Origin of the sequence: Ruegeria sp. ANG-R (assembly GCF_000813985.1) — a bacterium.
Lineage (GTDB): Bacteria > Pseudomonadota > Alphaproteobacteria > Rhodobacterales > Rhodobacteraceae > Ruegeria.
The window spans coordinates 1,292,578-1,317,131 of record NZ_JWLJ01000001.1 but is presented as its reverse complement, the minus strand read 5'-3'; the positions used below and the strand labels follow the sequence as shown (position 1 = coordinate 1,317,131).

The following is a 24,554-nucleotide window of genomic DNA, read 5'->3' as shown; positions in this document are numbered from 1 at the left end:
CAGTCACACATACTGTGGTAAGGACCAGACAGATGTGATCGGTCGGCAACCGCAGGAGGATGCGACCATGGCTGTTTTGTTGAGCAAGGGCCACTATCGCGCTCGCCTGGCGCAGTCCGAGCGGGACGTGGCGGCAGCGCAGGCGCTGCGGACACTGGCCTTCGGGACAGAGCGATTGGATTGTGACCGATTTGACGAACGATGTTCGCACGTTCTGGTGGAAGATATGCACTCCGACGGAAGATTGGTCTGCTGTTTTCGAATGCTCACAATGCAGAACGGTGCTGAAATAGGGCTGAGTTATTCGTCTCAGTTCTACGATCTGTCCGCGTTGAACGAATTCTCGGGACCGATGGTCGAGATGGGCCGGTTCTGTATTCATCCCGCGTGGAAAGATCCGGATATCCTGCGCGTCGCGTGGGGGGCGATGACGGCTTATGTCGATCAGAACGGGGTCGAGATGCTGTTCGGATGCTCGTCTTTCGCGGGGACCGAGACGGCCGAGTATCTTGACGCATTTGCCATGCTCAAGCATCGGCATCTGGCACCGAAGCGCTGGCTGCCTCGGGTGAAGGCACCGGATGTCTTTCGGTTCGCGGCCCGGCTACGTCGGCGTCCGAACGTGAAACAGGCGATGCTGCGAATGCCGCCATTGCTGCGCACCTATCTGATGATGGGGGGCTGGGTCAGCGATCATGCCGTCGTTGATCGGCATATGAATACCCTGCACGTGTTCACCGGCCTCGAGATCGGGGCTATTCCCGCCGAACGCAAACGTCTGCTGCGTTCGGTTGCCGGGTGATTTGAGTATTTTGCAAAAGGTGAAGCGGGGGCGTTGACGCTTTGCTTTTGCCGGTTTAGCTGGCGGGCATGGCGAGAATTCCTTTGTTGCAGATGTCCGGTATCTCTCTGACGTTCGGAGGTGATCCGGTGTTTTCCGGTTTGGATCTTGTGGTTCAGCCCGGTGATCGCGTGGCGTTGGTCGGGCGGAATGGGTCGGGTAAGTCGACTTTGATGAAAGTGATGGCCGGATTGGTTGAGGCCGATCAGGGGGATATCGTTATCCCTCCGGGCAAGTCCGTGGGGTATATGGAGCAGGACCCCGGTATGGAGGGATTTGCGACGCTTGGGGATTATGCGTCCAGCGGATTGGAGCCGGGAGAACTTTATAAGGTCGAGCGCGCAGCCGAGGGTCTGAAATTCGATCCCGCTCGCGCGGTCGAAACCGCTTCGGGCGGGGAAAGGCGGCGCGCGGCATTGGCCAAGCTGATGGCCGAGGCGCCGGACCTGATGCTGCTGGACGAGCCGACGAACCATTTGGATATCGAAGCGATCGCATGGCTTGAACGCGAGTTGGGATCGACCCGCGCGGCCTTTGTTCTGATTTCGCATGACAGGGCCTTTCTGAGGGCGCTGACCCGCGCGACGCTGTGGATCGATCGCGGAATGGTACGACGGCAGGAGCAGGGCTTTGAAGCCTTTGAAGGCTGGCGCGACAAGGTCTGGGAAGAGGAAGATCAGCAGCGGCACAAGCTGAACCGACTGATCAAGTCCGAGGCACGATGGGCCGTCGAAGGCATCAGTGCGCGGCGTAAGCGCAATCAGGGCCGGGTGCGTGCGCTGCAGGCGCTGCGCGCTGAGCGAGCGGCGCAGATCAAACGTCAGGGTTCTGCTGCTATGACGTTGGAATCAGGCCCAAAATCTGGACGTAAGGTGATCGAGTCTACTGGCGTTTCCAAGGCGTTCGGGGCTCAGCAGATTGTGCGCAATTTCGATCTTCTGGTGCAGCGTGGGGATCGTGTGGCTTTTGTCGGCCCCAATGGTGTGGGCAAGACCACATTGTTGAAAATGCTACTGGGTCAGGTCGAGCCGGATGAGGGTTCGGTGGCCCTCGGTACCAATCTGGAAATCGCAGTGTTCGATCAGGCGCGTGCGCAGCTGGACCCGGAAATGAGCTTGTGGGACAGCCTGACAGGTGACCCCGAGATGCGGGTTTCAGGCAAGGCCGATCAGGTGATGGTGGGCGGACAACCCAAACATGTAGTGGGCTATCTCAAAGAGTTTCTGTTCGATGATGCGCAGGCAAGAGCGGCTGTTAAATCCTTGTCTGGTGGTGAAAAAGCCCGATTGCTGTTGGCAAAGTTGATGGCAAAAACCTCGAATCTGTTGGTGCTGGATGAGCCGACGAATGATCTGGATGTTGAAACGCTCGATCTGTTGCAGGAATTGCTGGACGATTACGATGGCACGGTGCTGCTGGTCAGCCATGATCGGGATTTTCTGGATCGAGTCGCGACCACAACCATTGCGATGGAAGGCAATGGGCGCGCAACCGTTTACGCCGGGGGGTGGTCCGATTACGTTGCGCAGCGTGGTGAGTTGGACCAGAAAAAAGAAGACAAAACAAAACCTTCAAAGACGAAGGTAAAGCAAGAAGCGAAGCTCAAGACAGGGCTGTCATTCTCGGAGAAACACCGGCTTGAAAAGCTGCCTGCCGAGATCGCGCGCCTTGAGGCCGAGATTGCCAAGCTTGAGGAATTGATGTCGGACCCGGAGTTGTTCACCCGTGAGCCGGTCAAATTCAAAAAGGCAACCGATGCGTTGGTTGAACGGCAGGAAAAGCTTTCAGCGGCTGAAGAAGAATGGCTGATGCTGGAAGAGAAGGCCGAAATCGGTTGAGTCCGAGTTGTACCCACTCAAAGGATCGAATTGTCTGACTTGTACAAAACCGGGGCAGTGATCCTACCCCGGTTGTGCAAATCGCTTGTTAATCAATCCGCGTCATTTCATTCAACGTGAACTCGGCGACTGCCCCCTCGGTCGCTTCCATGTAGGCGGCGAGATGCGGGGCGCCCATATGCGTTTGCCACAGGTCCCGATTTTCCCAGTTTTCGTAGAACACAAAGACACCGGGATTAGTGGTGTCGACGTGCAAGTCGTATTGGATGCAGCCTTCTTCGGCGCGGGTGATTGGAACCAGCTTTTCCAGTTCGGCGCGAACAAGAGATTCCTTGCCGGGATGAGCGGTGATCTGGGCGAGAATGGTCAGGGCCATGGCGTGTCCTTTTGGGGTTCAGTTGCGATGAACCGGGATATGTGACACACATATCAGATTAGCAAGTACGCACTATCTATGCAGGTAGGTACCATTTGTATACTGCTTGATGCAGGAGGTCGGGATGGATCGGTTCGACAGATATGACTGTAGCGGGGGCTGCCCGGTTGAAGCCGGGCTGGAACAGATCTCGGGCAAATGGAAAGGGCTGGTGATCTATCATCTTCTGGGTGGAACCATGCGTTTCAACGCCCTATCGCGCGCATTGGGCACTGTGACTCAACGCAGCCTGACCAAGCAGTTGCGAGAGCTTGAGGCGGACGGGATCGTGCATCGTAAAATATTTGCCGAGGTGCCACCCAGAGTGGAATACAGCCTAACCGATAAGGGTCAAGCGTTGCGCCCGGTGATCGAGGCACTGGCGGATTGGGGTCGGGATCGGGCTATGGGTCAGGCCGGATAGACCGGGCGGGGTTGCCGACAACTGTCTCTCCGGGCAGGACGTCTTTGGTAACAACGCTACCCGCGCCGACAATGGCGCGGTCTCCGATGGTGACGCCGGGCATGATGATCGCTCCGCCGCCGATCCAGACATTTTCTCCGATTGTCACCGGGTGGTCGATTTCCAGACCCTGGGCGCGCAGGGTTGGGTCCTTGGCGTGTTGTGCACAGTAAATCTGCACCGTGGGCCCAAGCATCGAGTCGCTGCCGATGCAAACAGGCGCGGTGTCGAGAATGACACAGCCAGCGTTCAGATACACCCGGTCGCCCAGCGACAGGTTCATCCCATAGGCGCAGTGGAACGGGGCCTCGACATAGCAGTCTTGCCCGATCCCCGCAAAGAGCGCCGCCAATTCGGGCGCTATTGACCCTCTGTCATCGGGTGGGCAGGTGTTGTGGGCATGAACCGCGCGGCGTGCTTTCATGCGAAGCACTTCCAGTTCGGGGTCGAGGCAGCAATACCACTCGCCTGCCGCCATTTTCTGCCGCTCGGTCATGAAACCCGGTTTAGCGCATCCGCAGGGCACCGTCGATGCGGATGACCTCTCCGTTCAGGTAACCCATCTCGACGATGAACCCAGCCAGACGGCCGTATTCGCGCGGGTCGCCGAGGCGGGCGGGGTTAGGGACGTCCGCCGCAAGCTGTTGCTGCACCTCTTCGGGCAGACCAGCCAGCATCGGGGTCATGAAGATGCCCGGTGCGATGGCCATCACGCGGATACCGGTCGAGGCCAAGTCGCGCGCCATGGGTAGGGTCATGCCAACCACGCCGCCTTTCGAGGCCGCGTATGCCGCCTGACCCTTTTGCCCGTCAAAGGCGGCGATGGAGGCGGTGTTGATAATCACGCCACGCGCACCATCCGGTTCGGGATCGTTCTTGGCCATCTCGACAGCGGCAAGACGTGAGACGTTGAAAGAGCCGACCAGATTGATGTCGATGGTACGTTGGAACGCGCCCAGGGGGTGCGGGCCGTCTTTGCCGACGGTTTTGGCCCCAATCGCGATCCCTGCGCAGTTCACCGCGGCGGTGATGCGACCCATCTTGTCCATCGCATGTGCAATCGCTGCAGCGACCGAGGCCTCATCCGTCACATCAGTTTGCGCGAAATGCCCTCCGATTTCGGCGGCGACTTGTGGGCCACGCTCGGCGTCACGATCAAGGATGGTGACCTGCGCGCCGTTTTCGGCAAAGTGGCGGGCAGTGGCCTCACCCAGGCCGGAGGCTCCGCCGGTGATCACCGCAGCTGTGGTTGAGAGTTGCATGGCGGGTCCTTCCTGATCTGAACACTTGTTCAGATAATCCCAACCATGGCCTCCTGTCCAGTCACAGCTTTGATCAATCGAGCCTGCTGCGCTGCTGCATCGGCGTGACACCAAAGGCAGCCCGGTATACGCGCGAGAAGTGACCGGCGCTTTCGAAGCCGCAGGCAAAGGCGACTTCGGTCACGGAGGATTCGGTCTGCAGCAGCAGGTTGCGGGCGCGATCCAGCCGTAGCTCCATGAAGTATTTCTTGGGCGAGGTGTTGAGGAATTTCCCAAACAGACGCTCCAGTTGCCGGGTTGAGATGCCGATATCGCTGGCAATGACCGAGGGCGACAGCGGGCTTTGGATATTGTCGGTCATGATGTGGATCGCCTTGGCCAGATGCGTGTTCCGCATCCCGTTGCGCGATTGCAGCGAGACGCGCTGATCGGCGGTGGCGTTGCGGACGGCGTTATAGACCATCTGATCGGCCACAGCGACTGACAGATCGTGGCCATGGTCGCGTTCGATCAGGTGCAGCATCAGATCTGCGGTCGCGGTACCACCCGAGGCGGTCATGTGTTTTTCGTCGGCGACAAAGACGCTGCGGACGAGATTTGTTTCAGGAAAAGCCTCCATAAAGGAATCGTGATATTCCCAGTGTATTGCGGCTTGCATCCCGTCCAGAAACCCGGCCTCGGCCAGCAGCCATGCACCGGAACACAAGGCGCCGATATTCGTGCCCCGCGCACGTTCCCGGCGCAAGGTGGCGAGCAACGGGCGCGAGACGTGGTTGCGCATGTTTATACCTGACAGAACAAACAGTTGGTCGCATTTCGGGACGGAACTCAGGCCGCCATGCACCAGAGTGACCGATCCGTTTGAACAGACTGCCTGCTCAGCGTGCTCGGACAGGAAGGACCACCTGTAGAGGTCATCCTCGGCCAGCAAATTTGCGATCCTCAACGGCTCCACCGCGCAAGAGAAGGCGAGATGCGAGAATTCCTCGACCAGTATGAAAGCGAAGTGCTGTGTTTGGCTCATCGATGGGACCTGAATCAGGGAGTGCTGTTGGCTTCGGTCATGCTGCACGAAAACTATCTGTATACAACATGTATTTTTATGCGGTACGAGAGAACGAGGTATCGATTCGCAGGAACGCGATGAAAGGGAGCGAATGAGGGACGAGGGCAGATCACCAAAAGAGGCGTTGGCCGAGCATTTGAAGATGTCGGTTCTGACCCTGCGTCTGCGTCCCGGAGAGGATCTGGACGAGGCGCAGTTGTCGCAGGCCTTTGGGTTGTCGCGCACGCCGTTGCGCGAAGTGTTCCGGCAGTTGGCCGGTGAGGGGTACTTGGACCTGCGGACCCATCGCGGGGCACGGGTATCCGAGATGTCTCATACCACGTTGCGGGATTTCTTTCTGGTCGCGCCAATGGTCTATGGCGCGGTGCTGCGGCTGGCCGCGGCCAATGCGACGTCCGATCAGATTGATCAGCTGAAAGCGGCGCAGGAGGTGTTCCGACAGGCCCTGCGTACGGGCTCGGCCGAGGAGCGGACACTGGCTAACACGCGGTTTCACGAGGTGACCGGTGAGATGGCGGGGAATGTCTATTTATCCCCTTCATTCAACCGGCTGCTGATCGATCATGCGCGCATCGGGATGACATTTTATCGCCCGCAGACCGTACAGATGACCGAGAACCTGTCGCAAGCCAGTCATCAGCACGACGCCATCATCGCCGCCATCGAGGCGGGCGATGAAGCGGCTGCTGCGCAGCTTGCTGACGACCACTGGACCCTGTCACGCGATCAGATCGAGCTGTTCGTGATGCCTGAGGGGTTGGATTTTCCGCTGGGGCAGGTCCCCGGCAAGACATCTGCATGAGGGACACATGACTCCGATCTTCAGATTTGAGGGTATCTATACGCCGGTGGTGACGCCGTATCTGGCGGATGGCAGCGTGAACTGGGACGCGTTGGCCGAGGTGATCGACTATCTGGTCGAACAGGGCGTGCACGGGCTGATCTCGGGCGGGTCGACGGGTGAGAATTATGCCCAAACCGTTGAGGAACGACTGGAACTGGCGCGGTTTACTCATGAACGTTTGAAAGGGCGGGTGCCGTTGGTCGTTGGCACGGGCGCGATGCTGACCGACGATTCCGTTGCGCTGGCCTCGGGCGCGCGGGAACTGGGCGCGGATTCGATCCTGTTGGCCAGCCCGCCGTATTCGGTGCCGACAGACCGTGAGAATGCGCTGAACGCTCTGGCGATCGACAAGGCGGCTGATCTGCCGGTGATGCTGTACAACTATCCGCACCGGACCGGCACGATGATGGGCGAGGAGTTCCTGGACCGCGTTGGCCGCAGCCGGAATTTCTGCGGCATCAAGGAAAGCTCAGGCGATATCAACCGGGTACACCTGTTGGCGCGGGATTATCCGCATATTCAGCTGGGCTGCGGCATGGACGATCAGGCGCTGGAGTTCTTCGCCTGGGGTGCACCGTTCTGGGTCTGCGGCGGATCGAACTTTCTGCCCGCCGAGCATGTGGCGCTGTATCAGGCCTGCGTGATCGAGGGCGACTTTGCCAAAGGCCGCCGCATCATGAGCGCGCTGATGCCGCTGATGCGGGTGCTGGAGCAGGGGGGCAAATTCATCCAGACGATCAAACATGGGGTGACCATGAATGGGATTGATGCGGGTCCTGTGCGGCCTCCGCTCAAAGGCCTGAACAAGGATGACAAACGCGCGCTGGAACAGGTGACGCGCGTTCTGAAACGCAAAATCGCAGATATTGTGGCGGAGGATTGAGGCATGAGCTTGCTGACGAAAGACGAATACGAATCCATCGCCGCGCATCTGGATTTGCCGACGGGTGCGTTCATTGATGGCGGCTATCGCCCGGCAAACTCGGGACAGGTGTTCGAGACTGTCAATCCGGCCACAGGGGCGGTGCTGACCAGCATCGCGGCCTGTGGCGCCGAGGATGTGGATTTCGCCGTCGAAAAGGCGCGTGAGGCGTTTGACGATGGGCGTTGGTCAAAGATGCACCCGTCGGATCGCAAGGACGTTCTGATCCGCCTGTGCAAGCTGATTACCCGCAACGCGCGGGAACTGGCGGTGATGGAGAGCATCGATAGTGGCAAGACGATTTATGATTGCGAAACCGTGGATGTGCCCGAGACGATCCACTGCCTGAAATGGCACGCCGAGGCGATCGACAAGATTTACGATCAGGTCTCACCGGCCAGTGATGACCATATCGCCATGGTGGTGCGTGAACCCATCGGTGTGGTTGGGCTGGTATTGCCGTGGAACTTCCCTCTGCTGATGTTGGCATGGAAGATCGGGCCTGCGCTGGCGGCAGGTTGTTCCGTGGTGATTAAACCGGCAACCGAGACATCGTTGACGGCGCTGAAGGTGGCGGAATTGGCTGCAGAGGCAGGTTTGCCGCGCGGTGTACTGAACGTCGTACCGGGGGGCGGGGCCGAGGTCGGTGAACCCATCGGGCGGCATATGGATATCGACATGGTTTCGTTCACCGGCTCGACCATGACGGGCAAGAAATTCCTGAGCTATTCCGCCGAAAGCAACGCCAAGGAAGTGGTGCTTGAGATGGGCGGCAAGAACCCGGCCATTGTGATGGACGATGCGGAAAACCTGGACCGCGTGGCGGCGCATATCGTCAATGGCGCGTTCTGGAACATGGGCGAGAATTGCTCGGCCTCGTCGCGGTTGATCGTGCATAAGGACGTGAAGGCGGAACTGTTGGAGCGTATTGCCCATCACGCCAAACATTGGAATGTCGGCGATCCGCTGGACCCTGAAACCCGCATGGGCGCGCTGGTCAGCGAGGGGCATTACATCAAGGTCTGCGGATATCTGGAACAGGCCGAAAACGTGCTGATCGGTGGCAAGGCGGACAAGGGCTTTGTCGAGGCCACGGTGGTCGAAGTGCCCGGAAACGACGCCACTTTGGCGCGCGAGGAAATCTTTGGCCCGGTCCTTTCGGTGATCGAAGTCTCGGGCTTTGACGAGGCGATCAGCATCGCCAATGACACCGAGTATGGCCTGTGTGCCTCGATCTTTACGGCCAACGCCAAACGCGCCATTCGGGGTGCGCGGGCGATCCGGGCAGGGACCGTCACGGTCAACAGCTTCGGTGAAGGCGACATCACCACGCCTTTTGGCGGTTACAAGCAGTCCGGGTTTGGCGGACGTGATAACTCGGTCCACGCGCATGATCAGTATACCCAGCTGAAAACCATCTGGATTGATCTGGCCGACGACGAAGACGAGGCGGTGGATTGACGGTCTATACCGCCAAACGTCTGCCCCGGCAGACCGGCGCGGCGGGGTGGAATGCCATCTTGCCGCCGCAGCAAGACCTGCCTCGACTTGAACAGAACCAGACCGCAGATGTGACCATCATCGGCGGTGGGTTTGCCGGGTTGTCGGCGGCCCGGCGGCTGCATCAGCTTGATCCGGGGCTGAAGGTCGTGGTGTTGGAGGCCGGGCGATTTGCCGAAGGGTCCGCCGGGCGCAATTCGGGTTTTATGATCGATCTGCCGCATGATCTGGCCTCGGACAATTATGCGAGCGACGGGTTGGAGGCGGATCGGGCCAGTATTGCGCTGAACCGGCAGGCGATTGCCTTTGCGACAGAGGTTGCGGCGCAATGTGAGCTATCGCCCGAGATGTTCGATCCCTGCGGCAAGATCAATGCTGCGGCGACACCAGACGGGGACCGGCACAACGCAGATTACGCAGCACATCTGGCGCAGCTCGGAGAACCTTGTGAGCAGTATGACGCACACCAGATGCAGGCGCTGACGGGCAGTCCGCATTACACCTCGGGCCTGTTCGCGCCGGGAACGGTGATGATACAGCCTGCCGCCTACGTCCGGGCCCTGTCCGCGCATCTGGCAGGACAGGTCGGGGTATTCGAGAATTCACCCGTGACCGGTTTCAGCAAGAAAGGCAGCGGCTGGGAGGTCGAAACCAAAAAAGCCAGAGTGTCGACCGGACGCATTGTCTTGGCCAATAACGGGCACATCGAAAGCTTTGGCTTTTATCAGCGCCGTCTGATGCACATCTGTCTTTACGCGTCGATAACGGAACCGTTGAATGCAGCACAGATCGCGACGCTGGGCGGGCAACCGCGCTGGTCGGTGACGCCTGCGGACCCGATGGGCACCTCGGTCCGGCGGATTTCCGGCGGCTGTGGGAATCGTATTCTGATCCGAACCTGTTCCAGCTTTCATCCTTCGATCCACAGCAGCGACCGCCATTTGAAAAGGGCGGGCAGGGTGCATGACCGCAAGTTTCGGGAACGGTTTCCGAACCTGCCGGATGTGCGGATGGAACATCGCTGGGCCGGGATGCTGTGCCTCAGCCGCAATGGTTCGGCCGCGTTTGGTGAGATCGAGCAGGGGGTTTATGCCGCCTGTTGCCAGAATGGACTGGGCATTGCCCGAGGTACCTTGCAGGGAATGGGCGCGGCGGAGCTTGTGCTGCAGAAGGCATCACCAATCGCAGATCATTTCCTGGCGCAGCCAATGCCACCGCGATTGCCGCCCGAGCCTTTCGCATCGGTGGGTGCCAATGCGTATCTGCGCTGGAAAGAGTGGCGATCCGGTGCCGAATAGCCTTAGGGCTATTTATGGCAGGCTGAGCTTCGCCATCCGCCCGCCATCGACCGTATAGATCTGACCAGTGACAAAGCCTGATTCCTCGGCAGCGAGGAAGGCGACCAGCGCGGCGACCTCTTTGGGATCGCCCGTGCGGCCTACCGGGTGAATACGGGCAATGTCCCGGCGGAAGGCGCCCGGGTCGTCCATGCTTTCGATGAAATCGAGGTTGAGATCGGTGTCGATCCAGCCCGGAGCCACCGCATTACAGCGGATGCCTTCCGCGCCGTGGTCAACGGCAACCGCGCGGGTCAGCCCATGCAACCCGGCTTTTGAAGCGCAATAGGCGGCATGGCCGGGATTGCTGCCCAAGCCTTCGACCGACCCGATGTTGACGATGCTGCCTCTGGTTCTGCGCAGATGCGGCAAAGCGGCCTGGATCAGCAGGAAAGGGGCGGTCAGGTTGACGGCCAGATTGCGCTGCCAATCCGCCAGAGACATGTCGTCGACCGATGCTTCCTGCATCATGCCCGCGTTGTTGATCAGCACATCCAGCTGGCCAGCTTGAGCAATGGCCTGCTGGATGATCTCTGCGGGGCTGTTCGGGTCAGAGAAATCCGCAGGGAAGGAGGGAAACTCGTCATCCGTTCCACGCTGCGCGGTGAAAACATTGGCCCCTTCGTCGCGCAGGCGTTGCGCGATGGCGCGTCCGATACCGCTGCGCCCACCGGTCACAAGGGCGGTTTTTCCGGCGAATCTGTTCATTGGACCGGCTTGCCTCCGTTAACTTCGACCAGTGCACCGCACATGTAACGTGCGGCGTCCGAGGCCAAAAACAGGATCACGTCCGCGATATCCGCAGGCTCGGCGATCCGACCCAGCGGCACTGATTTTCCAAGTTCGGCAACGGCAGTATCAGGATCAAACCCGCGTTTGGCAAAGCCCGAGCGCAGCATCGGCGTGTTCACCTCGTTCGGGCAGACGGCGTTGATGCGGATGCCCTGATGGGCGTGATCCTGCCCCATGCATTGCGTCAGGCTGGCAATGGCCGCTTTTGTCATGCAGTAAAGCGCATGATCCGGCCCGGGCCGGAGGCCCCAGCAGGACGCGGTGTTCACGATCGAGCCGCCGCCTGCCTCAGCCATGATCGGAATGGCGGCGCGGCAGATGCGGAACGGCGCCTCGACATTCACGCCCAGCGACAAGGCCCAATCCTCGTCCGAGGTTGCGGTCACGGCCCCGCGCGTGATCACGCCTGCGTTGTTGACGACGATATCGAGACCGCTCAGCGCTTCTGCCGCATTCGAGGGCAACGCGTCGGCATAGGCTGGGTCCAGCAGGTCGCCGGGCAAGTGTGCCTCGGCTTCGATCCCGTCGACAGAACGGTCTGCAACCGCCACACGCGCGCCTGCGGCGCGCAGGCGCTGTACGAGAGAGGCTCCAATACCCCCGGCGGCACCGGTCACCAGCGCTGTTTTTCCGTGGAAATCCATGATCGCCTCCAATCAGAACGATGCGACCGGCGCACCAAATCGGCTTTCGTCGGGCGTAATGCCAAGCCCCGGTCCGGTGGGAACGCGGATATGGCCGCCCTCAATCCGGATACCGTTTTTCGGATCATAGTTGCCTTCGATATAGGGGGCCGCCAGCCAGACGCCTTCGAGCAACTCGGGCTTTACCGTCGCACCAATATGGGTACAGGCCGCAGCGATGATGTCGCCGCCCCAGCTGTCGTCGCAGGTATGGGGCAGGTTACGAGCCTCGCATAGATCGCGGAAGGTGCGCATCGGGTGCAGGCCTCCGATACGCGTAACTTTCATGCCAAACCCGTCCACCAGCCCGGTCCCTGCGGCGGTGATGACGGTGTTCAGACTGGTGCTGTTTTCGTCCATGTAGATCGCGTGGCCAATCTGTGCCCGGATCTTTTGCAGATCTTCCATCGTGTTGCAGGGTTGCTCCATGATGAACGGAATGTCGGGACATTCGCGGCTGACGCGCAGCGCGTCGCGGGTTGTCCAGCCACGGTTGCCATCCACCGCAAGGCGCATGTCCGAACCGCCGATAACTTCCCAAACCTTGCGGATGGTTTCGATGTCCAATTCGACCGGGCGACCGCCGACCTTGATCTGCAGGCGAGGGTAACCTTCGGCCCGTTTGTCCGCCGCCAATCGCGCGATGTCGTCCGGCGCACCAACGCCGGTTGCGTAATACGAGGGCACATTGTCCGTTACAGCACCGCCCAGCAGTGTCGACACGCTGACCCCGTGGTGTTTGCCCAGCAGATCATGCGCTGCGATATCAATCGCGGCCTTGGCATAGTTGTGACCGTTCAGCAGGCTGTCCATGCGCCGATGCAGACCCAGCGGCGACACCTCGGCCCCGATCAGATCGGGGGCCATCTGCGCCAGCGCGGCGCGGGCACCGGTGGCGTGCGCTTCGGCGTAGGTGGGACCAACCGGGCAGGTCTCGCCCCATCCCACGAGGCCATTGTCGCCGACCAGTTTGACCAGAGTGGTATCCAGCGCCCATACCTGAGCACGGGCCATCGTATAGGGGCCGTTTTTGACAGGCAGATCGTGGCTGTAGATGTGGATTTCCGCGATTTTCACTATGTGCGTTTCCCGATGTCTCTGAATGGAAAAGACCCGCCCGGTGATTCGGGCGGGTGAGTTTCAGGGGAGAGTATCTCAATAGGTCTGATTCAGCTCATCCGCTGCCGGGATTTCTCGTTCGCGTCGGGCGATGTAGTCCAACAGTTCCTCGTTCTTGGCGGTGTCCAGCGTCGGCTCCTGATATTCGGCCAGCAGCTTGCGGGCGTGTTTGAGGGCGCGTTCGGTGATTTCGACACAGCCCTCGGCCTGCCATTGCTCGATCGAGTTATTGTCGAACATGTCGGGCATGAAGAACGCGTTCTGAAAATTGTCCTGCGTGTGGGGGTGCCCCAGATAATGCCCGCCGGGGCCGATATCGCCAACAGCAGAAACCGCCTGATCAAAATCGTGCCACTTTGGACCCTCGGCCATGCGATAGGCCATGGCACATTGTTCCGCATCGACGATGAACTTGGCGGTCGAGCAGTGCATCCCGGCCTCGTTCCAGCCTGCCGAGTGCCAGATATAATTAGCACCCGCATGGATCACCGCCTGCAGAGTGGTCGCGGATTCATAGCCTGCCTGCGCGTCAAAGGTTTTTGCCCCGCCCAGTGTGTTCGAAGTGCGCCATGGCACTTCGTAATACCGGGCCATCTGACCGATCATAAAGTTCATCAGGCTGATCTCGGGCGTGCCTGCCATAGGCGCGCCGGATTTCATAGAAACGGTCGACAGGTAGTGCCCGTAGATCGCAGGCGCGCCCTTGCGGATTACCTGCGTATAGGCCAGCGCACTGAGTGCTTCCGCGTTCAGTTGCGCCACGGTAGCGGGTACGCTGGCGGGCGTATTGGCCCCGCCCAGCACGAAGGGCGAGCACAGCACGGGTTGTTTACGACGACAGAATGCGCGCATTGCGCCCAGCATGGTTTCATCCCAGACCAGCGGCGAATTGCCGTTGCAATTGCCTGTGGTGACCGGGTGATCTTCAAGGAATTCCTCGCCAAACAGGATGGCGCACATCTCCATGACATCCTCGGCATTCTTAGGCGAGGTGGTCATGCCCATGAAGGTTTTGTCTGAGTGCTTCATCGACGAATAGGTGATCCGTAGGTGCCGCTGGCTGATTGGGTGGTCATACGGCTCGACAATGTGATGCGCTGAGGAATGCAGCGCAGGCAGCATATGGCTGAGCTTGTGGAACATCGCCAGATCGTCCAGCGTCGGGTTGCGGCGCACATCGTCCAGATCACGCAGGAACGGCGCGCCGGTCATCGGCACGAAGATCGAATGTCTGCCGCCAAGCCGGACATTCTTTTTCGGATCGCGCGCGTGGTAGGTGAAATCTGACGGGATAGTCGCGATCAGCCCGCGCACTAGACCGCGGTCCAGATAGACGAGCTCGCCTTCGACCTTGGCGCCGGCCTTCTTCCAGTCTTCCAGCGCGATGGGGTCGCGGAACTGGACACCCACGTTTTCCAGAATATCCATCGAGGCTGCATCGATGCGCTCAACCTGTGCGCCGTCCATAACCTCGCATAACGGAATGCCGCGGGTCAGGCCCGGCAACATCTCGAAGTTTGGTGCGGTGCGCATGGCGCGACGGGCCGAGCGCCCTCCGGTACGTGTGGCAGTGGCAGTTCTGGTCATATGGTGCCTCCTTCCGGTTCAGTGTGGAACGGAAAGGGTGGGGCCCACATGCAGGAATGCGAAAACCTGTTGCGAAATGCGACGTTGCCATTCTGAGGGGGAGTACGGTTGCCCGAAGGCGGCTGGTTGTTTCGTGCTTTGAAGATTCACATTCGACAGTCTTGCGACCAAGTATACAGCAGCAGGTTCAAATCAAAAAAACTCCCCAAAAATCTTGGTGAGTTTTTCTACTATCACCACTCGATAGCTGAGAAGCGGGACAAACCGCTAGTTCTTAGTCGATACATCTGGGCCAATTCGACACGTCCCTAGTGCTAACTCTCAACTAGCAGGATTCAATGGCAAGCACTGTGAATCCTTGCTTAACCGTCGGTGATTTCGCCCGGTACGAGGCAACTACCGTTTATTATCTGAAAGTGCTGTGATTGGTAAATTCCCGCCCAAAAAACGGCGGAAACAACCCCCTTCACCGCGCGGATTTCCAATTCTTTCACCTCCGATAAAACTTCGCGCATTTTGTCGCTAGAATCCAGAAAGAGCGCTTCGCACGCAAGCATTAGATCAATTTGATCATAAGGAACTTTCACGTCACCTCTTCGGCCAAAAAAGATGATTTGCTTTTCTTTACTTGAACCTTCGGAGCGCACAGGGGACCATCCGGCTAGTGCCCCTGGATAGCTCCAGTCAAATATCACTTGATCGTCGTATGCGACGCAAGCACCGTCCTGAACTTGCACTGGAAAAACGTCCGTGGGCGTTTGGTCATTGGCGTTATAGAATCTGAAACCGAGGCGATAAATATCTTTGCGTGAAACGCCTTCTGGCGGATCGGGCAATTTCGTCAAAACCGAACCGCACAGAGAACGAAGAATGGTGCCGTTGATGTGGAAGGTCCCATCCGAAGAATTTCTTATGCTTACGGGGTTTACCGACATGTCGAGCGCATATTCTCCCCACATCTCAGACCACGTTGGATCAATACTCTGCCAAGTCATATCGCCGCTGGTGTATTTTAGTCCTGCCCGACCTGAGGTTTGGTTGTCCCAAAGGAATTCTTTCGCCAAAATCAGTGTCAGAAAAAGGGCACCCCAGATAAGTATTAGCAGGATGGGAAATTTCGGCTTAGGGGGTGGACGCGGAGGCACATACGCTGGTGGAATATCTAATGCTGAATTTTCGGTGCCGGGAGCGTGTAGGTCAGATGACATGGAGTTTGTTATTCCGCGAAACTTCAGTAGTCATTGGGAGGCGGGCTTGAAATGTTACGGATTGAGCTTTGCGATCTGTAACATTTCAATATTGAACTCGCGCCCAAAAAGCAGCCATCCGATTGTATCAGCCCAATTGCACCAGCGCATGGCGTTTCTTACCCGCGCTCAGTTTGATTGGTGAGGACAGCGCGCCCGCGTCGATCATCAGGCCCGCGTCGGTCAGCGGAGCATCATCCAGCTTGGCGCCGTTTTCGGCGATCAGGCGTTTGGCCTCTTTGCCGGATTTGGCGAGGCCGGATTTGACGATCAGTTGCACGATCGAGGCGGGCAGATCAGCGGCGCTGAGGGTCAGGGTCGGGAGGTCTCCGCCAACGCCGCCTTTTTCGAACACTTCGCGGGCGGTCGCCTCGGCGGTTGCAGCCGCGTCGGCCCCGTGCAGCAGGGTCGTGACTTCGTTCGCGAGGCGCACCTTGGCCTCGTTGATCTCAGACCCTTGCAGCGCGCCCATGCGGTCGCATTCGTCGACAGGCAGTTCGGTGAAGATTTTCAGGAACCGGCCCACATCGGCGTCGGTGGTGTTGCGCCAGAATTGCCAGAACTCATAAGGCGACAGCATGTCGCCGTTCAGCCAGACGGCTCCGCCTTGCGATTTGCCCATCTTGCGGCCATCGCTGGTGGTCAGCAGGGGTGTGGTCAGGCCGTAGATTTCGTGGTCCAGCACGCGGCGGGTCAGGTCGATACCGTTGACGATGTTGCCCCACTGGTCCGAGCCGCCCATCTGCAGAACACAGCCATAACGGCGGTTCAGTTCCAAGAAGTCATAGGCCTGCAGGATCATGTAGTTGAATTCGAGGAAGCTCAGCGACTGTTCACGATCCAGCCGCGATTTCACGGATTCAAAGCTCAGCATCCGGTTGACCGAGAAATGCCGCCCGATATCGCGTAGGAAATCGAGGTAGTTCAGGCTGTCCAGCCATTCGGCATTATTCAGCATCAGCGCGCCGGTCTCGCTGTCGTCATAGGACAGGTATTTCGAGAACACCTGCTTCATGCCCGCAATATTGGCGTCGATCTGTTCAGGTCCCAGCAGGGGGCGTTCGTCCGAGCGGAATGACGGATCGCCCACCTTGGTTGTGCCGCCACCCATCAGAGTGATCGGCTTGTGACCGGTTTTTTGCAGCCAGCGCAGCACCATGATGTTCATCAGGTGACCCACGTGCAGCGACTGCGCCGTGGCGTCATAGCCGATATAAGCCGTCTGCACCCCAGAGATCAGCGCGTCGTCAAGGCCCTGATAATCGGTGCAGTCGGCGAGAAAGCCGCGCTCGATCATCGTGGCGATGAAATCCGATTTGGGGTGGTAGGTCATGATATGCCTCGGGTTGATGTTGCGGGGCACTGTATAGGCGGCGGAATGGGTAAGGAAAAGGCACCTTTTCCCGGAATTGCGCCGCTTTTTTTCCGGGTGCGTTTTACAGGTGCCTGTTGCATCGGCTTTAGAGACGCTCGTCTTTATTGGTCATCCGGATGAGATACGGGTCACACCTGTGGATGACGTCATTGCCGTTCAAATGCCGCCCAGCGAAAGAAGCAGAATCACCGACACGTAGAACCAGGCGTTCTGGGCATATCGCATCAGCGTGAAAATCAGCGCCGTGGTCAGGAACAGCAGAACGACCATCAGTTGCGGCGGCTTGGTGGCGAATAAGGCGACAATCGACAGGATCGCACCGGTCAGGATGTTTGCACTATACACCCGGCAGCTTGGCGCAGGTTACTCGATCTACAAGGAGAGAGGTAAAGATTTCAGCGGTCAGGCGCGCAGTGCCGACAACGGGGAGCAGCAGTCCGGTGACGAAGGTGGGCGCGCCAAGAGCGAGACAGAGAAAACGCAGAAACGGCGTTTGGGGCGTGGTTAAGCGTGTCGATCCTGTGACCCAACGGCGAAAAATCCACGGATCGATGATCGGACGTCTTGCCACTGGCTTGGCTCTGGAGGCAGGTTGAGCAAGTTGCATCGTCAGGTTGAGTGCGCTCGCCCGGGCTGAGGCAACCCAACGCCATAAGAGCAGGAGAGATGCGTGAGCCGGATCACTGGAAAGACGGGACCCCTGATGGCCCTTGGGGCGATGTCCGGCACCTCGCTGGACGGGGTGGATGCGGCTGTGGTCGAAACCGACGGTCAGCGCATTCTTGGTTTTGGGGACTGCGGGTATCGCGCGTTTTCCGACAGTGAGCGGAACGTGTTGCGCGCCGCGTTGGGCCAATGGCACGGGCCGGAGGTCGAGGCGGCGCATGATCTGATAACCCGTGCCCATGCCGAGGCGCTGGCGGAGTTCGAAGGCGTGGACCTCATTGGGTTCCATGGGCAGACGCTGGCGCATGAGCCGCGCGGGCGCGGCACCTTGCAGGTGGGGGATGGGCTCGGCCTGTCGCAGGCGCTGGGCGTTTCGGTGGTCTGGGATTTCCGCAGTGATGATGTGGCGCTGGGCGGCGAGGGCGCGCCTCTGGCCCCGTTCTTTCATTTCGCCTGTGCCAAATGGATCGGGGCGCAGGAGCCATTGTGTTTCCTCAATCTCGGTGGGGTCGGCAATCTGACCTATGTTGATCCGTCGTTTGACGGACCCGAAGCGCCCGGAGCGTTGCTGGCATTCGACACCGGTCCTGCCAACGCTCCGGTGGATGATCTGGTGCAGGCGCGGTTGGGTCTGCCGATGGATCGGGACGGGACGCTTGCCCGCGACGGCACCGTTGAGACCGGCGCGCTGGAGCTTTTTCTGGCCGAGCCGTATTTTAACCGAATGCCGCCCAAGTCTTTGGACCGGAATGACTTTGCCGAGATGATCGGTCTGGTGAAGGAGCTTGGCGACGCTGATGCAGTCGCGACGCTGACGGGAATGTGCGCCGCCGGTGTGGTGCAGGGGATGGAGCATTGCCCGAAACCACCGGCCCGCGTTCTGGTCACCGGTGGCGGGCGTCATAACCCGGTACTGATGGAGATGCTTCGCGTTTCGCTGGATTGTCCGGTAGAACCGGTCGAGGCGGTCGGATTGAATGGCGATATGCTTGAAGCGCAGGCTTTTGCCTATCTTGCCGTTCGGGTGGCGCGGGGCTTGCCGACCTCATGCCCGGGCACGACCGGGGTCAGCGCGCTGGTAGGGGGTGGTGTTGTCTCGTCGCCGGCGCGGGGTGCTGTGATCAGCGGGTAGGGGGCGCTGCCCCCGCCGCTGCGCGACTCCCCCGGGATATTTGGGGCCAGATGAAGCCGCGGAGTCAGCGATGAATTGCGCGGGTGTAATCCGCCGTGAAGCGGGTATAGCCGTCTGAGGTGGATTTCAGGTGGGCCTGTGTCCAGTGGTGGAAGGCCGGGAGCTGGTGAAAGGGCACGTTCGGAAAGGCGTGGTGCTCTGCATGAAAGGGCATGTTCCAGGCCAGAAACCGGATCAGTCGGTTGGTAAAGGTCGTGCGGGAGTTCTCGAGCATATTGGCCACCGGCGGGCAGAGGCCGTGTTCAGCAAGCAGGTAGAGGCGCAGGAACGGTTGGCCTAAGAGGGCTGGCAGCAGCCAGATCCAGAACATCAAGGGTGTGAAAAACAGGCTTAGTCCGGCCATCAGATACAATGCAGATAGTATACAAGCTTCGAGCCGGATTGCGCGGTGCTGGCGGGCTGGCAGGTAGGCCGCGCCGTTCCGTCCGCGGGCGTTGTTCACCAGTACGCGTGCCATCCCCGCCCAATAGGGCCAGCCGCTGAGATAGACCGCCAGACTACGCCAGTTGTCGGGGCGCGGTTTGCCGTCAAGTTCCGGGTCTTTGGTCGGGTGGTTCGTCCATTTGTGGTGGGCGAGGTGAAAATAACGAAACCAAGTGAACGGCAGGCAGATGGGAACTGAGACGAGGTGACCGACAGCTTCGTTTATCCAACCGGATCTGAACGGCGTCTTGTGCGTGCATTCGTGGCTGAGCGTAAACAGGAAGACCAGCAAGAGGCCCTGTGGCAGGATCAGCAGCGGCCACAGCGGGATTTGCAGGACAATCCCGGTGCTGGTTGCCGTCAGGGCGCCGATATAGATCGCAAGATGTTTGAGGCCCGCGATGTCAGAGCGCTGCTGCAGCTCGTCCTTGGTCTCGGGCGGGATCGATGCGATCAGGGTGCGATGATCCATGTGATTACCTGCTCGGGATATCGAAAGCGGGGGGCGCCAGTTCGAACCCCGCAAACTCGAATCCCGGCGACACGGTGCAACTGACCAGAGTATAATCTTCGGCGCTGCGGGCCGCCTGCCAGTGGCCTTTGGGCACAATGATCTGTGGCGCGCCTTGGTTGAGGTCAGGCGTCAGCATATGGTGGTCGGCAGGTCCCTCGTCGGTCGCGCTGAGAGACAGAACCAGAGGGGCACCGGAATGGTATAGCCAGATCTCGGTGGCGTCGACCTTGTGCCAGTGGCTGCGCTCTCCCTCGGCCAGGAGGAAATAGATGCATGTGCCGGTGGCGCGGCCGGGATTGTCGGCGCGCCAGGTTTCCTTGAACCAGCCGCCTTCGGGGTGTTGTTGCAGGTTCAGATGCTTGATGATGTCTTGTGCGGTCATGGAGGCCCCAATCGGATTGCGCATATTATGCACGGTGGCGCACGATCTGCTATGGCAATTGTGTATGCAGGGCATATGTTTGCCGCATGACCCTGATGATCCCGTTTGACAACAGTTATGCACGCCTGCCGGATACGTTCTTTGCGCGGCAGGCGCCTGTACCCGTGCGCGCTCCGAGTTTGGTTGCGTTCAACGCCGATCTGGCCCGGCTGCTGCGGATTTCGCCCGGTGACTTGGAAGAGATGGCGCAGGCTTTTGCGGGCAATACCGTGCCTGACGGCGCGCAGCCGTTGGCGCAACTCTATTCAGGGCATCAGTTTGGCACCTATAACCCGCAGCTTGGCGACGGACGTGCGGTTCTGCTGGGCGAGACTGTCGGCACGGACGGTATCCGGCGGGACATCCAGCTGAAAGGCTCGGGGCAGACCCCGTTTTCGCGGCAGGGCGACGGGCGCGCCTGGTTGGGGCCCGTGCTGCGCGAGTACGTCGTTTCCGAGGCGATGCAGGCGCTGGGCATCCCCACCACGCGGGCTCTGGCTGCGGTTGAGACCGGAGAGGTCGTACTGCGCGAAGGCCCGATGCCCGGCGCGGTATTGACCCGCGTGGCCCGGAGCCATCTGCGGGTGGGCACCTTCCAGGTATTTGCGGCGCGCGGGCAGTTAGAGAACCTTCGCCAACTGACGGACTATGCCATTCAGCGTCACTATCCCGAGGCGGGCGGGCCAATGGGCTTGCTGCGCGCGGTCCGGGATGCGCAAGCACAGCTGATCGCCCAATGGATGAGCGTAGGTTTCATTCACGGGGTCATGAATACCGACAACAGCTCGATCGCGGGTGAGACCATCGATTACGGCCCTTGCGCCTTCATGGACAGCTATCACCCGAATACGGTCTACAGTTCGATCGACCGGATGGGCCGGTATGCGTACTCCAACCAGCCCGAGATCGCGGTGTGGAACCTTGCGCAGCTGGCGACCGCCCTGATTCAGCAGTTCGAGGACAAGGATGCCGCCGTAGAAGAGGCCACCGAGATCGTCCATGCCATGCCCGCGCTGATGCAGGAGCAGTGGCTGGAACGGTTCAGGGCCAAGATCGGATTGATCCGGGCCGAGGAGGACGATCTGGAGATGATCTCGGATCTGCTGACACGTATGGCGCAGAATCAGGCGGATTTCACCAACACGTTCCGGGCGCTGGGCAGCGACCGCGCGCGGGATCAGTTTACCGACCCGACGGCCTATGAGGAATGGTCCAAAGGATGGCAGACACGGCTGACGCGCGAGGAATCGCCCGCAGAGGTGATGGCTGCCACAAACCCGGCTTTCATTCCGCGCAATCATAGGGTTGAGCAGATGATTCAGGCTGCGGTGCAAGGAGACTATGCGCCGTTCCATCGTCTGAATGACGTGCTGTCACGGCCTTACGAAGATCAGCCGGACGCGGCCGACCTGCAGCGGCCCCCGACAGAGAGCGAGGTCGTGCGTGCGACGTTTTGCGGGACGTAAGGGGTGTGCGACGACCGGTTTCTTGAAAGAAACCGGCCCTGAAACTTTGAAAGTTTCAGGTCTCCGAAATACTGGGGTGTGTCAGCAAAAGATATTGCGATCACCTGATTGGCAACTTCATAGATGAAATAGCCGATCCGGTCAGATCGGAGGGTCTCGATCTCGTATCCGATTTCTCTTAGCTCGGCGACCGATTTATGAGACTTGCCGAAAACCTCTTTTACCTCGGGCTGGAACCTTTCGTATTGCGCTGAAATGCACCCTTGGATCTTGTTCGATTGAACCGACAGGGAATCTCGGGGTTTTCACGGAACCAACCCAGACGAACCTCAATTCGGTCAAGCGTGTATTGGTCCAGAGGTGCGGTGTCGTACAGGTTGTAAGCAGCGCAGAAGAAACCCTTGCGCACGTCCATGTCAACAATCCTAGTTGGGTGCACGCACCTTGTGAACATGGCTGTAAAAGTGGCCCTTATCGCCAATAAGCCCTATGCCTTGTCAGTAGCGTGTTTTTTCTTTCCAGGTGAGCTGCGACCAAAGGTGTTTTGTTTGCCAGCACCAGCACCAATCGGAATGCAAATTAGCTGCAAGTTCATGCTTTAAAATTGAATAATTGTCGGTAAAACAATTCATAGTTAATAGCCTTTCAGGCTCTAACCAGATGGATCAAGTTCCTGGGATGCTTAAGAAACTCTTTCTATTCTCCGCGTTGTCGATTGTTTCCTGTGCGGCTGCTGCCCATTCAGAAACAGACAATTCACCTGTTCGAATGGCCTTTGAAGAATGCAGGCAATGGACCTTGTCGGGTCAAAGTGATGTTTTTTCAAAAGATTGGAATGAGATTGTTGCCGGAACCAAATTTAATAATGGGCAACTCTCGATCCGCGTGAATACCAGATTCCCCTTCTATGTTAGCACGATCGAAAGGGGACCGGATCGCAGGACATGCACAGTTGGACACGCCGACACCTCCCGTAGAACCTTCGTTTGGGCAAATGGTGAGGTCAATGTCGGCAGCCTTTGGGACAATGTAAGAGCCATCGACGAGGCCGATCTGCATTCGCAGTTTGAGGCGCTATCTGGTGACCTCCGTGACGATCCGGAAATCCTCAGTCTTGTGCGCTCTGAAGTGTCGGGGGTTGAAATCTTTGCTGTGTGCCGCGTTCTTGATACGCAGAGCTTGACGGTATCGCCGCCGTCTGGAAATTCACCAGATTGGGAGCTAAGTGCAATTTGGAGCGATGAGGCACCTGATAGTTCGGCGTTTGAGAATTGTCCCTAGAAGCCTTGGCTTGCACTTTTGCGGCCAGTTGGCGATCTTGGCCCAAATCAGATTAAGTGTACCGATGACCAAACGCTCGACCCTGCGCCTTGCCAGTTACAACATTCAGAAATGCGTGGGCCTTGATTTCCGGCGGCAGCCGCAGCGGGTTTTGCAGGTTATCGACAGCATACAGGCCGACATTGTTGTGCTGCAGGAGGCCGACAAGCGCCTGCCGCCGCGCCCAGCCGCGTTGCCGCATTTCATGCTGGATGAGGCCGGGTGGCAGATCGTTGATCTGGGGGGCGCGGGTAGTCTTGGCTGGCACGGCAACGCGGTGATCTGGCGGGGCGATGCCATTCGGGTGCGCCAGACAGGGCATCATGAATTGCCGGGGCTGGAGCCTCGGGGCGCCGTGCGGGTGGAGTTTGATACGCAGATCGGGCCTCTGCGTGTGATGGGGATGCATCTGGGGCTTTTGCCGGCATCGAGACGGCAGCAGATCAGCCATATCCGGCGCTGTGATTCTGATCTCGGGCAGATGCCTACGGTCTGGGCCGGGGATTTCAACGAATGGTCTCGTCAGCCCATCCTCGATCATCTGGCCCCGGATATGCAATTTCTGCCTCCGGTTCCCAGTTTTCCCGCGGCGCAACCATTGGGCGCGCTGGACAGAATCGCGCTGGGACAAGGGCTTGAGGCGACCCTGCACGGGGTGCATGACGCGCGGCCTGCGCATATCGCCTCGGACCATTTGCCGATCTGGGCGGACCTGCGCCGCGCGGCCTGAGGCGAAATCGTCTGTGGCGTAGGGCGCGCGGACATATTAAGACAGAATTCCGAACAGTTCCGGGGGTCACTATGTCCGACACGATTATCGCCCGTTGCGAAGCCAAGGGCCTGCGTATGACCGGCCAGCGCCGGACCATCGCTCAGGTCCTGCAGCAGAGCGAGGATCACCCGGATGTGGAGGAGCTTTATGCCCGTGCCTCGGCCGAGGATTCGGGCATTTCGATCGCCACCGTCTATCGCACCGTGAAGCTGTTCGAAGAGGCCGGGATACTTGAGCGGCTGGAATTCGGTGATGGCCGCGCACGATATGAAGATGCCGAGCGCGATCACCACGATCACCTCATCGACATGCAGTCAGGTGAGGTGATCGAGTTCGTCGACCCCGAGATCGAGGCGCTGCAGGAGAAGATCGCAGCCAAGCTTGGGTACAGGCTCAAAGGCCACCGGCTGGAACTGTACGGCGTACCGTTGGAAAAGGACTGACCTATCACGAAACGCGATTGATCAGCGCACGGGAATTCATCGAACA

General features: G+C 59.2%; 26 protein-coding genes. 12 read left to right on the top strand and 14 right to left on the bottom strand.

The features are described from left to right. Positions 1 to 67: 67 nt before the first annotated feature. Together RA27_RS06545 and RA27_RS06540 are read left to right on the top strand one after the other, a co-directional pair. Positions 68 to 802, top strand: coding sequence for a GNAT family N-acyltransferase (locus tag RA27_RS06545; protein ID WP_039536000.1), 735 nt, complete (start codon positions 68 to 70; stop codon positions 800 to 802). A 68-nt stretch (positions 803 to 870) separates the two neighbouring features. Continuing rightward, positions 871 to 2,679, top strand: coding sequence for an ATP-binding cassette domain-containing protein (locus RA27_RS06540; protein ID WP_039535998.1), 1,809 nt, complete (start codon positions 871 to 873; stop codon positions 2,677 to 2,679). Positions 2,680 to 2,767: 88 nt separating this feature from the next. Here the strand turns inward: RA27_RS06540 and RA27_RS06535 are convergent, their stop codons facing one another. Then, positions 2,768 to 3,055 (bottom strand): putative quinol monooxygenase, encoded by a 288-nt coding sequence (locus RA27_RS06535; RefSeq protein WP_039535995.1) that lies wholly within the window; start codon positions 3,053 to 3,055, stop codon positions 2,768 to 2,770. 124 nt (positions 3,056 to 3,179) lie between these two features. On the opposite strand from RA27_RS06535, the gene RA27_RS06530 reads away from it, so the two are divergent. Further along, positions 3,180 to 3,518, top strand: a complete 339-nt coding sequence (locus tag RA27_RS06530) for a helix-turn-helix domain-containing protein (protein ID WP_039535993.1) — start codon at positions 3,180 to 3,182, stop codon at positions 3,516 to 3,518. On the opposite strand, the gene RA27_RS06525 is transcribed toward RA27_RS06530, so the two are convergent. The 3 genes from RA27_RS06525 to RA27_RS06515 all read right to left on the bottom strand — a co-directional run bounded on the left by RA27_RS06525 (position 3,499) and on the right by RA27_RS06515 (position 5,843). Then, entirely contained in the window at positions 3,499 to 4,053 is a 555-nt protein-coding gene (locus tag RA27_RS06525; RefSeq protein WP_039535991.1) for a sugar O-acetyltransferase, read from the bottom strand. The two genes, RA27_RS06530 and RA27_RS06525, sit on opposite strands and share 20 nt — an antisense overlap. Before the next feature lie 10 nt (positions 4,054 to 4,063). After that, positions 4,064 to 4,819: an SDR family NAD(P)-dependent oxidoreductase gene (locus RA27_RS06520; RefSeq protein WP_039535989.1), complete on the bottom strand. Its 756-nt coding sequence runs from the start codon at positions 4,817 to 4,819 to the stop codon at positions 4,064 to 4,066. A 73-nt stretch (positions 4,820 to 4,892) separates the two neighbouring features. Continuing rightward, positions 4,893 to 5,843 carry a GlxA family transcriptional regulator gene (locus tag RA27_RS06515; RefSeq protein WP_039535987.1) on the bottom strand — a complete coding sequence of 317 codons (951 nt, stop codon included), beginning with the start codon at positions 5,841 to 5,843 and terminating at the stop codon, positions 4,893 to 4,895. Positions 5,844 to 5,976: 133 nt separating this feature from the next. On the opposite strand from RA27_RS06515, the gene RA27_RS06510 reads away from it, so the two are divergent. From RA27_RS06510 to RA27_RS06495, 4 genes are read left to right on the top strand one after another with little or no spacing between them, the layout of a single operon-like run. Next, positions 5,977 to 6,687 (top strand): GntR family transcriptional regulator, encoded by a 711-nt coding sequence (locus tag RA27_RS06510; RefSeq protein ID WP_039535985.1) that lies wholly within the window; start codon positions 5,977 to 5,979, stop codon positions 6,685 to 6,687. Between the two features lie 7 nt (positions 6,688 to 6,694). Beyond that, a complete protein-coding gene (locus RA27_RS06505) occupies positions 6,695 to 7,612 on the top strand; it encodes a dihydrodipicolinate synthase family protein (RefSeq protein WP_039535983.1) in 918 nt (305 codons plus the stop codon). 3 nt (positions 7,613 to 7,615) lie between these two features. Beyond that, positions 7,616 to 9,112 (top strand): aldehyde dehydrogenase, encoded by a 1,497-nt coding sequence (locus tag RA27_RS06500; protein WP_039535982.1) that lies wholly within the window; start codon positions 7,616 to 7,618, stop codon positions 9,110 to 9,112. Further along, a complete protein-coding gene (locus RA27_RS06495) occupies positions 9,109 to 10,449 on the top strand; it encodes an FAD-binding oxidoreductase (RefSeq protein WP_039535980.1) in 1,341 nt (446 codons plus the stop codon). Before RA27_RS06500 ends, RA27_RS06495 begins: the two co-directional genes overlap by 4 nt. A gap of 12 nt (positions 10,450 to 10,461) precedes the next feature. On the opposite strand, the gene RA27_RS06490 is transcribed toward RA27_RS06495, so the two are convergent. The 7 genes from RA27_RS06490 to RA27_RS06460 form a co-directional block, all read right to left on the bottom strand. Further along, on the bottom strand, positions 10,462 to 11,196 hold the full coding sequence (locus RA27_RS06490) for an SDR family oxidoreductase (protein ID WP_039535979.1): 735 nt from the start codon (positions 11,194 to 11,196) through the stop codon (positions 10,462 to 10,464). Continuing rightward, a complete protein-coding gene (locus RA27_RS06485; RefSeq protein ID WP_039535977.1) occupies positions 11,193 to 11,924 on the bottom strand; it encodes an SDR family oxidoreductase in 732 nt (243 codons plus the stop codon). The genes RA27_RS06490 and RA27_RS06485 overlap by 4 nt, the downstream gene beginning before the upstream one ends. Positions 11,925 to 11,936: 12 nt before the next feature. Further along, positions 11,937 to 13,040, bottom strand: a complete 1,104-nt coding sequence (locus RA27_RS06480; RefSeq protein ID WP_039535975.1) for a mandelate racemase/muconate lactonizing enzyme family protein — start codon at positions 13,038 to 13,040, stop codon at positions 11,937 to 11,939. Between the two features lie 78 nt (positions 13,041 to 13,118). Further along, on the bottom strand, positions 13,119 to 14,669 hold the full coding sequence (locus tag RA27_RS06475) for a trimethylamine methyltransferase family protein (RefSeq protein WP_039535973.1): 1,551 nt from the start codon (positions 14,667 to 14,669) through the stop codon (positions 13,119 to 13,121). A gap of 362 nt (positions 14,670 to 15,031) precedes the next feature. Further along, positions 15,032 to 15,877, bottom strand: coding sequence for a hypothetical protein (locus RA27_RS06470; protein ID WP_152610650.1), 846 nt, complete (start codon positions 15,875 to 15,877; stop codon positions 15,032 to 15,034). 127 nt (positions 15,878 to 16,004) lie between these two features. Next, positions 16,005 to 17,249: a tyrosine--tRNA ligase gene (gene tyrS, locus RA27_RS06465; protein WP_039535968.1), complete on the bottom strand. Its 1,245-nt coding sequence runs from the start codon at positions 17,247 to 17,249 to the stop codon at positions 16,005 to 16,007. Positions 17,250 to 17,447: 198 nt separating this feature from the next. Then, the gene (locus tag RA27_RS06460; protein WP_039535966.1) at positions 17,448 to 17,636 is read right to left on the bottom strand and encodes a hypothetical protein; all 189 of its coding nucleotides are present in this window, start codon (positions 17,634 to 17,636) and stop codon (positions 17,448 to 17,450) included. A 358-nt stretch (positions 17,637 to 17,994) separates the two neighbouring features. Between RA27_RS06460 and RA27_RS06455 the strand changes: the two genes are divergently transcribed. Further along, complete coding sequence (locus RA27_RS06455) at positions 17,995 to 19,089, top strand: anhydro-N-acetylmuramic acid kinase (protein ID WP_082025032.1); 1,095 nt, start codon at positions 17,995 to 17,997, stop codon at positions 19,087 to 19,089. Between the two features lie 64 nt (positions 19,090 to 19,153). On the opposite strand, the gene RA27_RS06450 is transcribed toward RA27_RS06455, so the two are convergent. Both RA27_RS06450 and RA27_RS06445 read right to left on the bottom strand, forming a co-directional pair. Further along, positions 19,154 to 20,044, bottom strand: a complete 891-nt coding sequence (locus RA27_RS06450) for a fatty acid desaturase (RefSeq protein WP_039535962.1) — start codon at positions 20,042 to 20,044, stop codon at positions 19,154 to 19,156. A gap of 4 nt (positions 20,045 to 20,048) precedes the next feature. Beyond that, a complete protein-coding gene (locus RA27_RS06445; protein ID WP_039537078.1) occupies positions 20,049 to 20,468 on the bottom strand; it encodes a cupin domain-containing protein in 420 nt (139 codons plus the stop codon). An 86-nt stretch (positions 20,469 to 20,554) separates the two neighbouring features. On the opposite strand from RA27_RS06445, the gene RA27_RS06440 reads away from it, so the two are divergent. After that, positions 20,555 to 21,973 (top strand): YdiU family protein, encoded by a 1,419-nt coding sequence (locus RA27_RS06440; protein WP_039535960.1) that lies wholly within the window; start codon positions 20,555 to 20,557, stop codon positions 21,971 to 21,973. A 220-nt stretch (positions 21,974 to 22,193) separates the two neighbouring features. On the opposite strand, the gene RA27_RS24025 is transcribed toward RA27_RS06440, so the two are convergent. Next, entirely contained in the window at positions 22,194 to 22,388 is a 195-nt protein-coding gene (locus RA27_RS24025; RefSeq protein WP_152610649.1) for a hypothetical protein, read from the bottom strand. A gap of 245 nt (positions 22,389 to 22,633) precedes the next feature. Here RA27_RS24025 and RA27_RS06435 point away from each other — a divergent pair, with 245 nt between their 5' ends. The 3 genes from RA27_RS06435 to RA27_RS06425 all read left to right on the top strand — a co-directional run bounded on the left by RA27_RS06435 (position 22,634) and on the right by RA27_RS06425 (position 24,508). Continuing rightward, positions 22,634 to 23,254, top strand: coding sequence for a hypothetical protein (locus RA27_RS06435; protein ID WP_152610648.1), 621 nt, complete (start codon positions 22,634 to 22,636; stop codon positions 23,252 to 23,254). Positions 23,255 to 23,318: 64 nt separating this feature from the next. Beyond that, on the top strand, positions 23,319 to 24,023 hold the full coding sequence (locus RA27_RS06430) for an endonuclease/exonuclease/phosphatase family protein (RefSeq protein WP_039535956.1): 705 nt from the start codon (positions 23,319 to 23,321) through the stop codon (positions 24,021 to 24,023). A 71-nt stretch (positions 24,024 to 24,094) separates the two neighbouring features. Next, positions 24,095 to 24,508: a Fur family transcriptional regulator gene (locus RA27_RS06425; protein WP_039535954.1), complete on the top strand. Its 414-nt coding sequence runs from the start codon at positions 24,095 to 24,097 to the stop codon at positions 24,506 to 24,508. Positions 24,509 to 24,554: the final 46 nt, after the last annotated feature.

Excerpts from the sequence above, each read along its gene's own strand:
- RA27_RS06475 (WP_039535973.1), bottom strand. The coding sequence starts at position 14,669 with ATGACCAGAACTGCCACTGCCACACGTACCGGAGGGCGCTCGGCCCGT.
- RA27_RS06485 (WP_039535977.1), bottom strand. The coding sequence starts at position 11,924 with ATGGATTTCCACGGAAAAACAGCGCTGGTGACCGGTGCCGCCGGGGGT.
- RA27_RS06525 (WP_039535991.1), bottom strand. The coding sequence starts at position 4,053 with ATGACCGAGCGGCAGAAAATGGCGGCAGGCGAGTGGTATTGCTGCCTC.
- RA27_RS06435 (WP_152610648.1), top strand. The coding sequence starts at position 22,634 with ATGGATCAAGTTCCTGGGATGCTTAAGAAACTCTTTCTATTCTCCGCG.
- RA27_RS06545 (WP_039536000.1), top strand. The coding sequence starts at position 68 with ATGGCTGTTTTGTTGAGCAAGGGCCACTATCGCGCTCGCCTGGCGCAG.
- RA27_RS06535 (WP_039535995.1), bottom strand. The coding sequence starts at position 3,055 with ATGGCCCTGACCATTCTCGCCCAGATCACCGCTCATCCCGGCAAGGAA.
- RA27_RS06510 (WP_039535985.1), top strand. The coding sequence starts at position 5,977 with ATGAGGGACGAGGGCAGATCACCAAAAGAGGCGTTGGCCGAGCATTTG.
- RA27_RS06500 (WP_039535982.1), top strand. The coding sequence starts at position 7,616 with ATGAGCTTGCTGACGAAAGACGAATACGAATCCATCGCCGCGCATCTG.
- tyrS (WP_039535968.1), bottom strand. The coding sequence starts at position 17,249 with ATGACCTACCACCCCAAATCGGATTTCATCGCCACGATGATCGAGCGC.
- RA27_RS06455 (WP_082025032.1), top strand. The coding sequence starts at position 17,995 with ATGGCCCTTGGGGCGATGTCCGGCACCTCGCTGGACGGGGTGGATGCG.
- RA27_RS06515 (WP_039535987.1), bottom strand. The coding sequence starts at position 5,843 with ATGAGCCAAACACAGCACTTCGCTTTCATACTGGTCGAGGAATTCTCG.
- RA27_RS06445 (WP_039537078.1), bottom strand. The coding sequence starts at position 20,468 with ATGACCGCACAAGACATCATCAAGCATCTGAACCTGCAACAACACCCC.
- RA27_RS06490 (WP_039535979.1), bottom strand. The coding sequence starts at position 11,196 with ATGAACAGATTCGCCGGAAAAACCGCCCTTGTGACCGGTGGGCGCAGC.
- RA27_RS06425 (WP_039535954.1), top strand. The coding sequence starts at position 24,095 with ATGTCCGACACGATTATCGCCCGTTGCGAAGCCAAGGGCCTGCGTATG.
- RA27_RS06540 (WP_039535998.1), top strand. The coding sequence starts at position 871 with ATGGCGAGAATTCCTTTGTTGCAGATGTCCGGTATCTCTCTGACGTTC.
- RA27_RS06450 (WP_039535962.1), bottom strand. The coding sequence starts at position 20,044 with ATGGATCATCGCACCCTGATCGCATCGATCCCGCCCGAGACCAAGGAC.
- RA27_RS24025 (WP_152610649.1), bottom strand. The coding sequence starts at position 22,388 with ATGGACGTGCGCAAGGGTTTCTTCTGCGCTGCTTACAACCTGTACGAC.
- RA27_RS06530 (WP_039535993.1), top strand. The coding sequence starts at position 3,180 with ATGGATCGGTTCGACAGATATGACTGTAGCGGGGGCTGCCCGGTTGAA.
- RA27_RS06505 (WP_039535983.1), top strand. The coding sequence starts at position 6,695 with ATGACTCCGATCTTCAGATTTGAGGGTATCTATACGCCGGTGGTGACG.
- RA27_RS06520 (WP_039535989.1), bottom strand. The coding sequence starts at position 4,819 with ATGCAACTCTCAACCACAGCTGCGGTGATCACCGGCGGAGCCTCCGGC.
- RA27_RS06470 (WP_152610650.1), bottom strand. The coding sequence starts at position 15,877 with ATGTCATCTGACCTACACGCTCCCGGCACCGAAAATTCAGCATTAGAT.
- RA27_RS06440 (WP_039535960.1), top strand. The coding sequence starts at position 20,555 with ATGACCCTGATGATCCCGTTTGACAACAGTTATGCACGCCTGCCGGAT.
- RA27_RS06430 (WP_039535956.1), top strand. The coding sequence starts at position 23,319 with ATGACCAAACGCTCGACCCTGCGCCTTGCCAGTTACAACATTCAGAAA.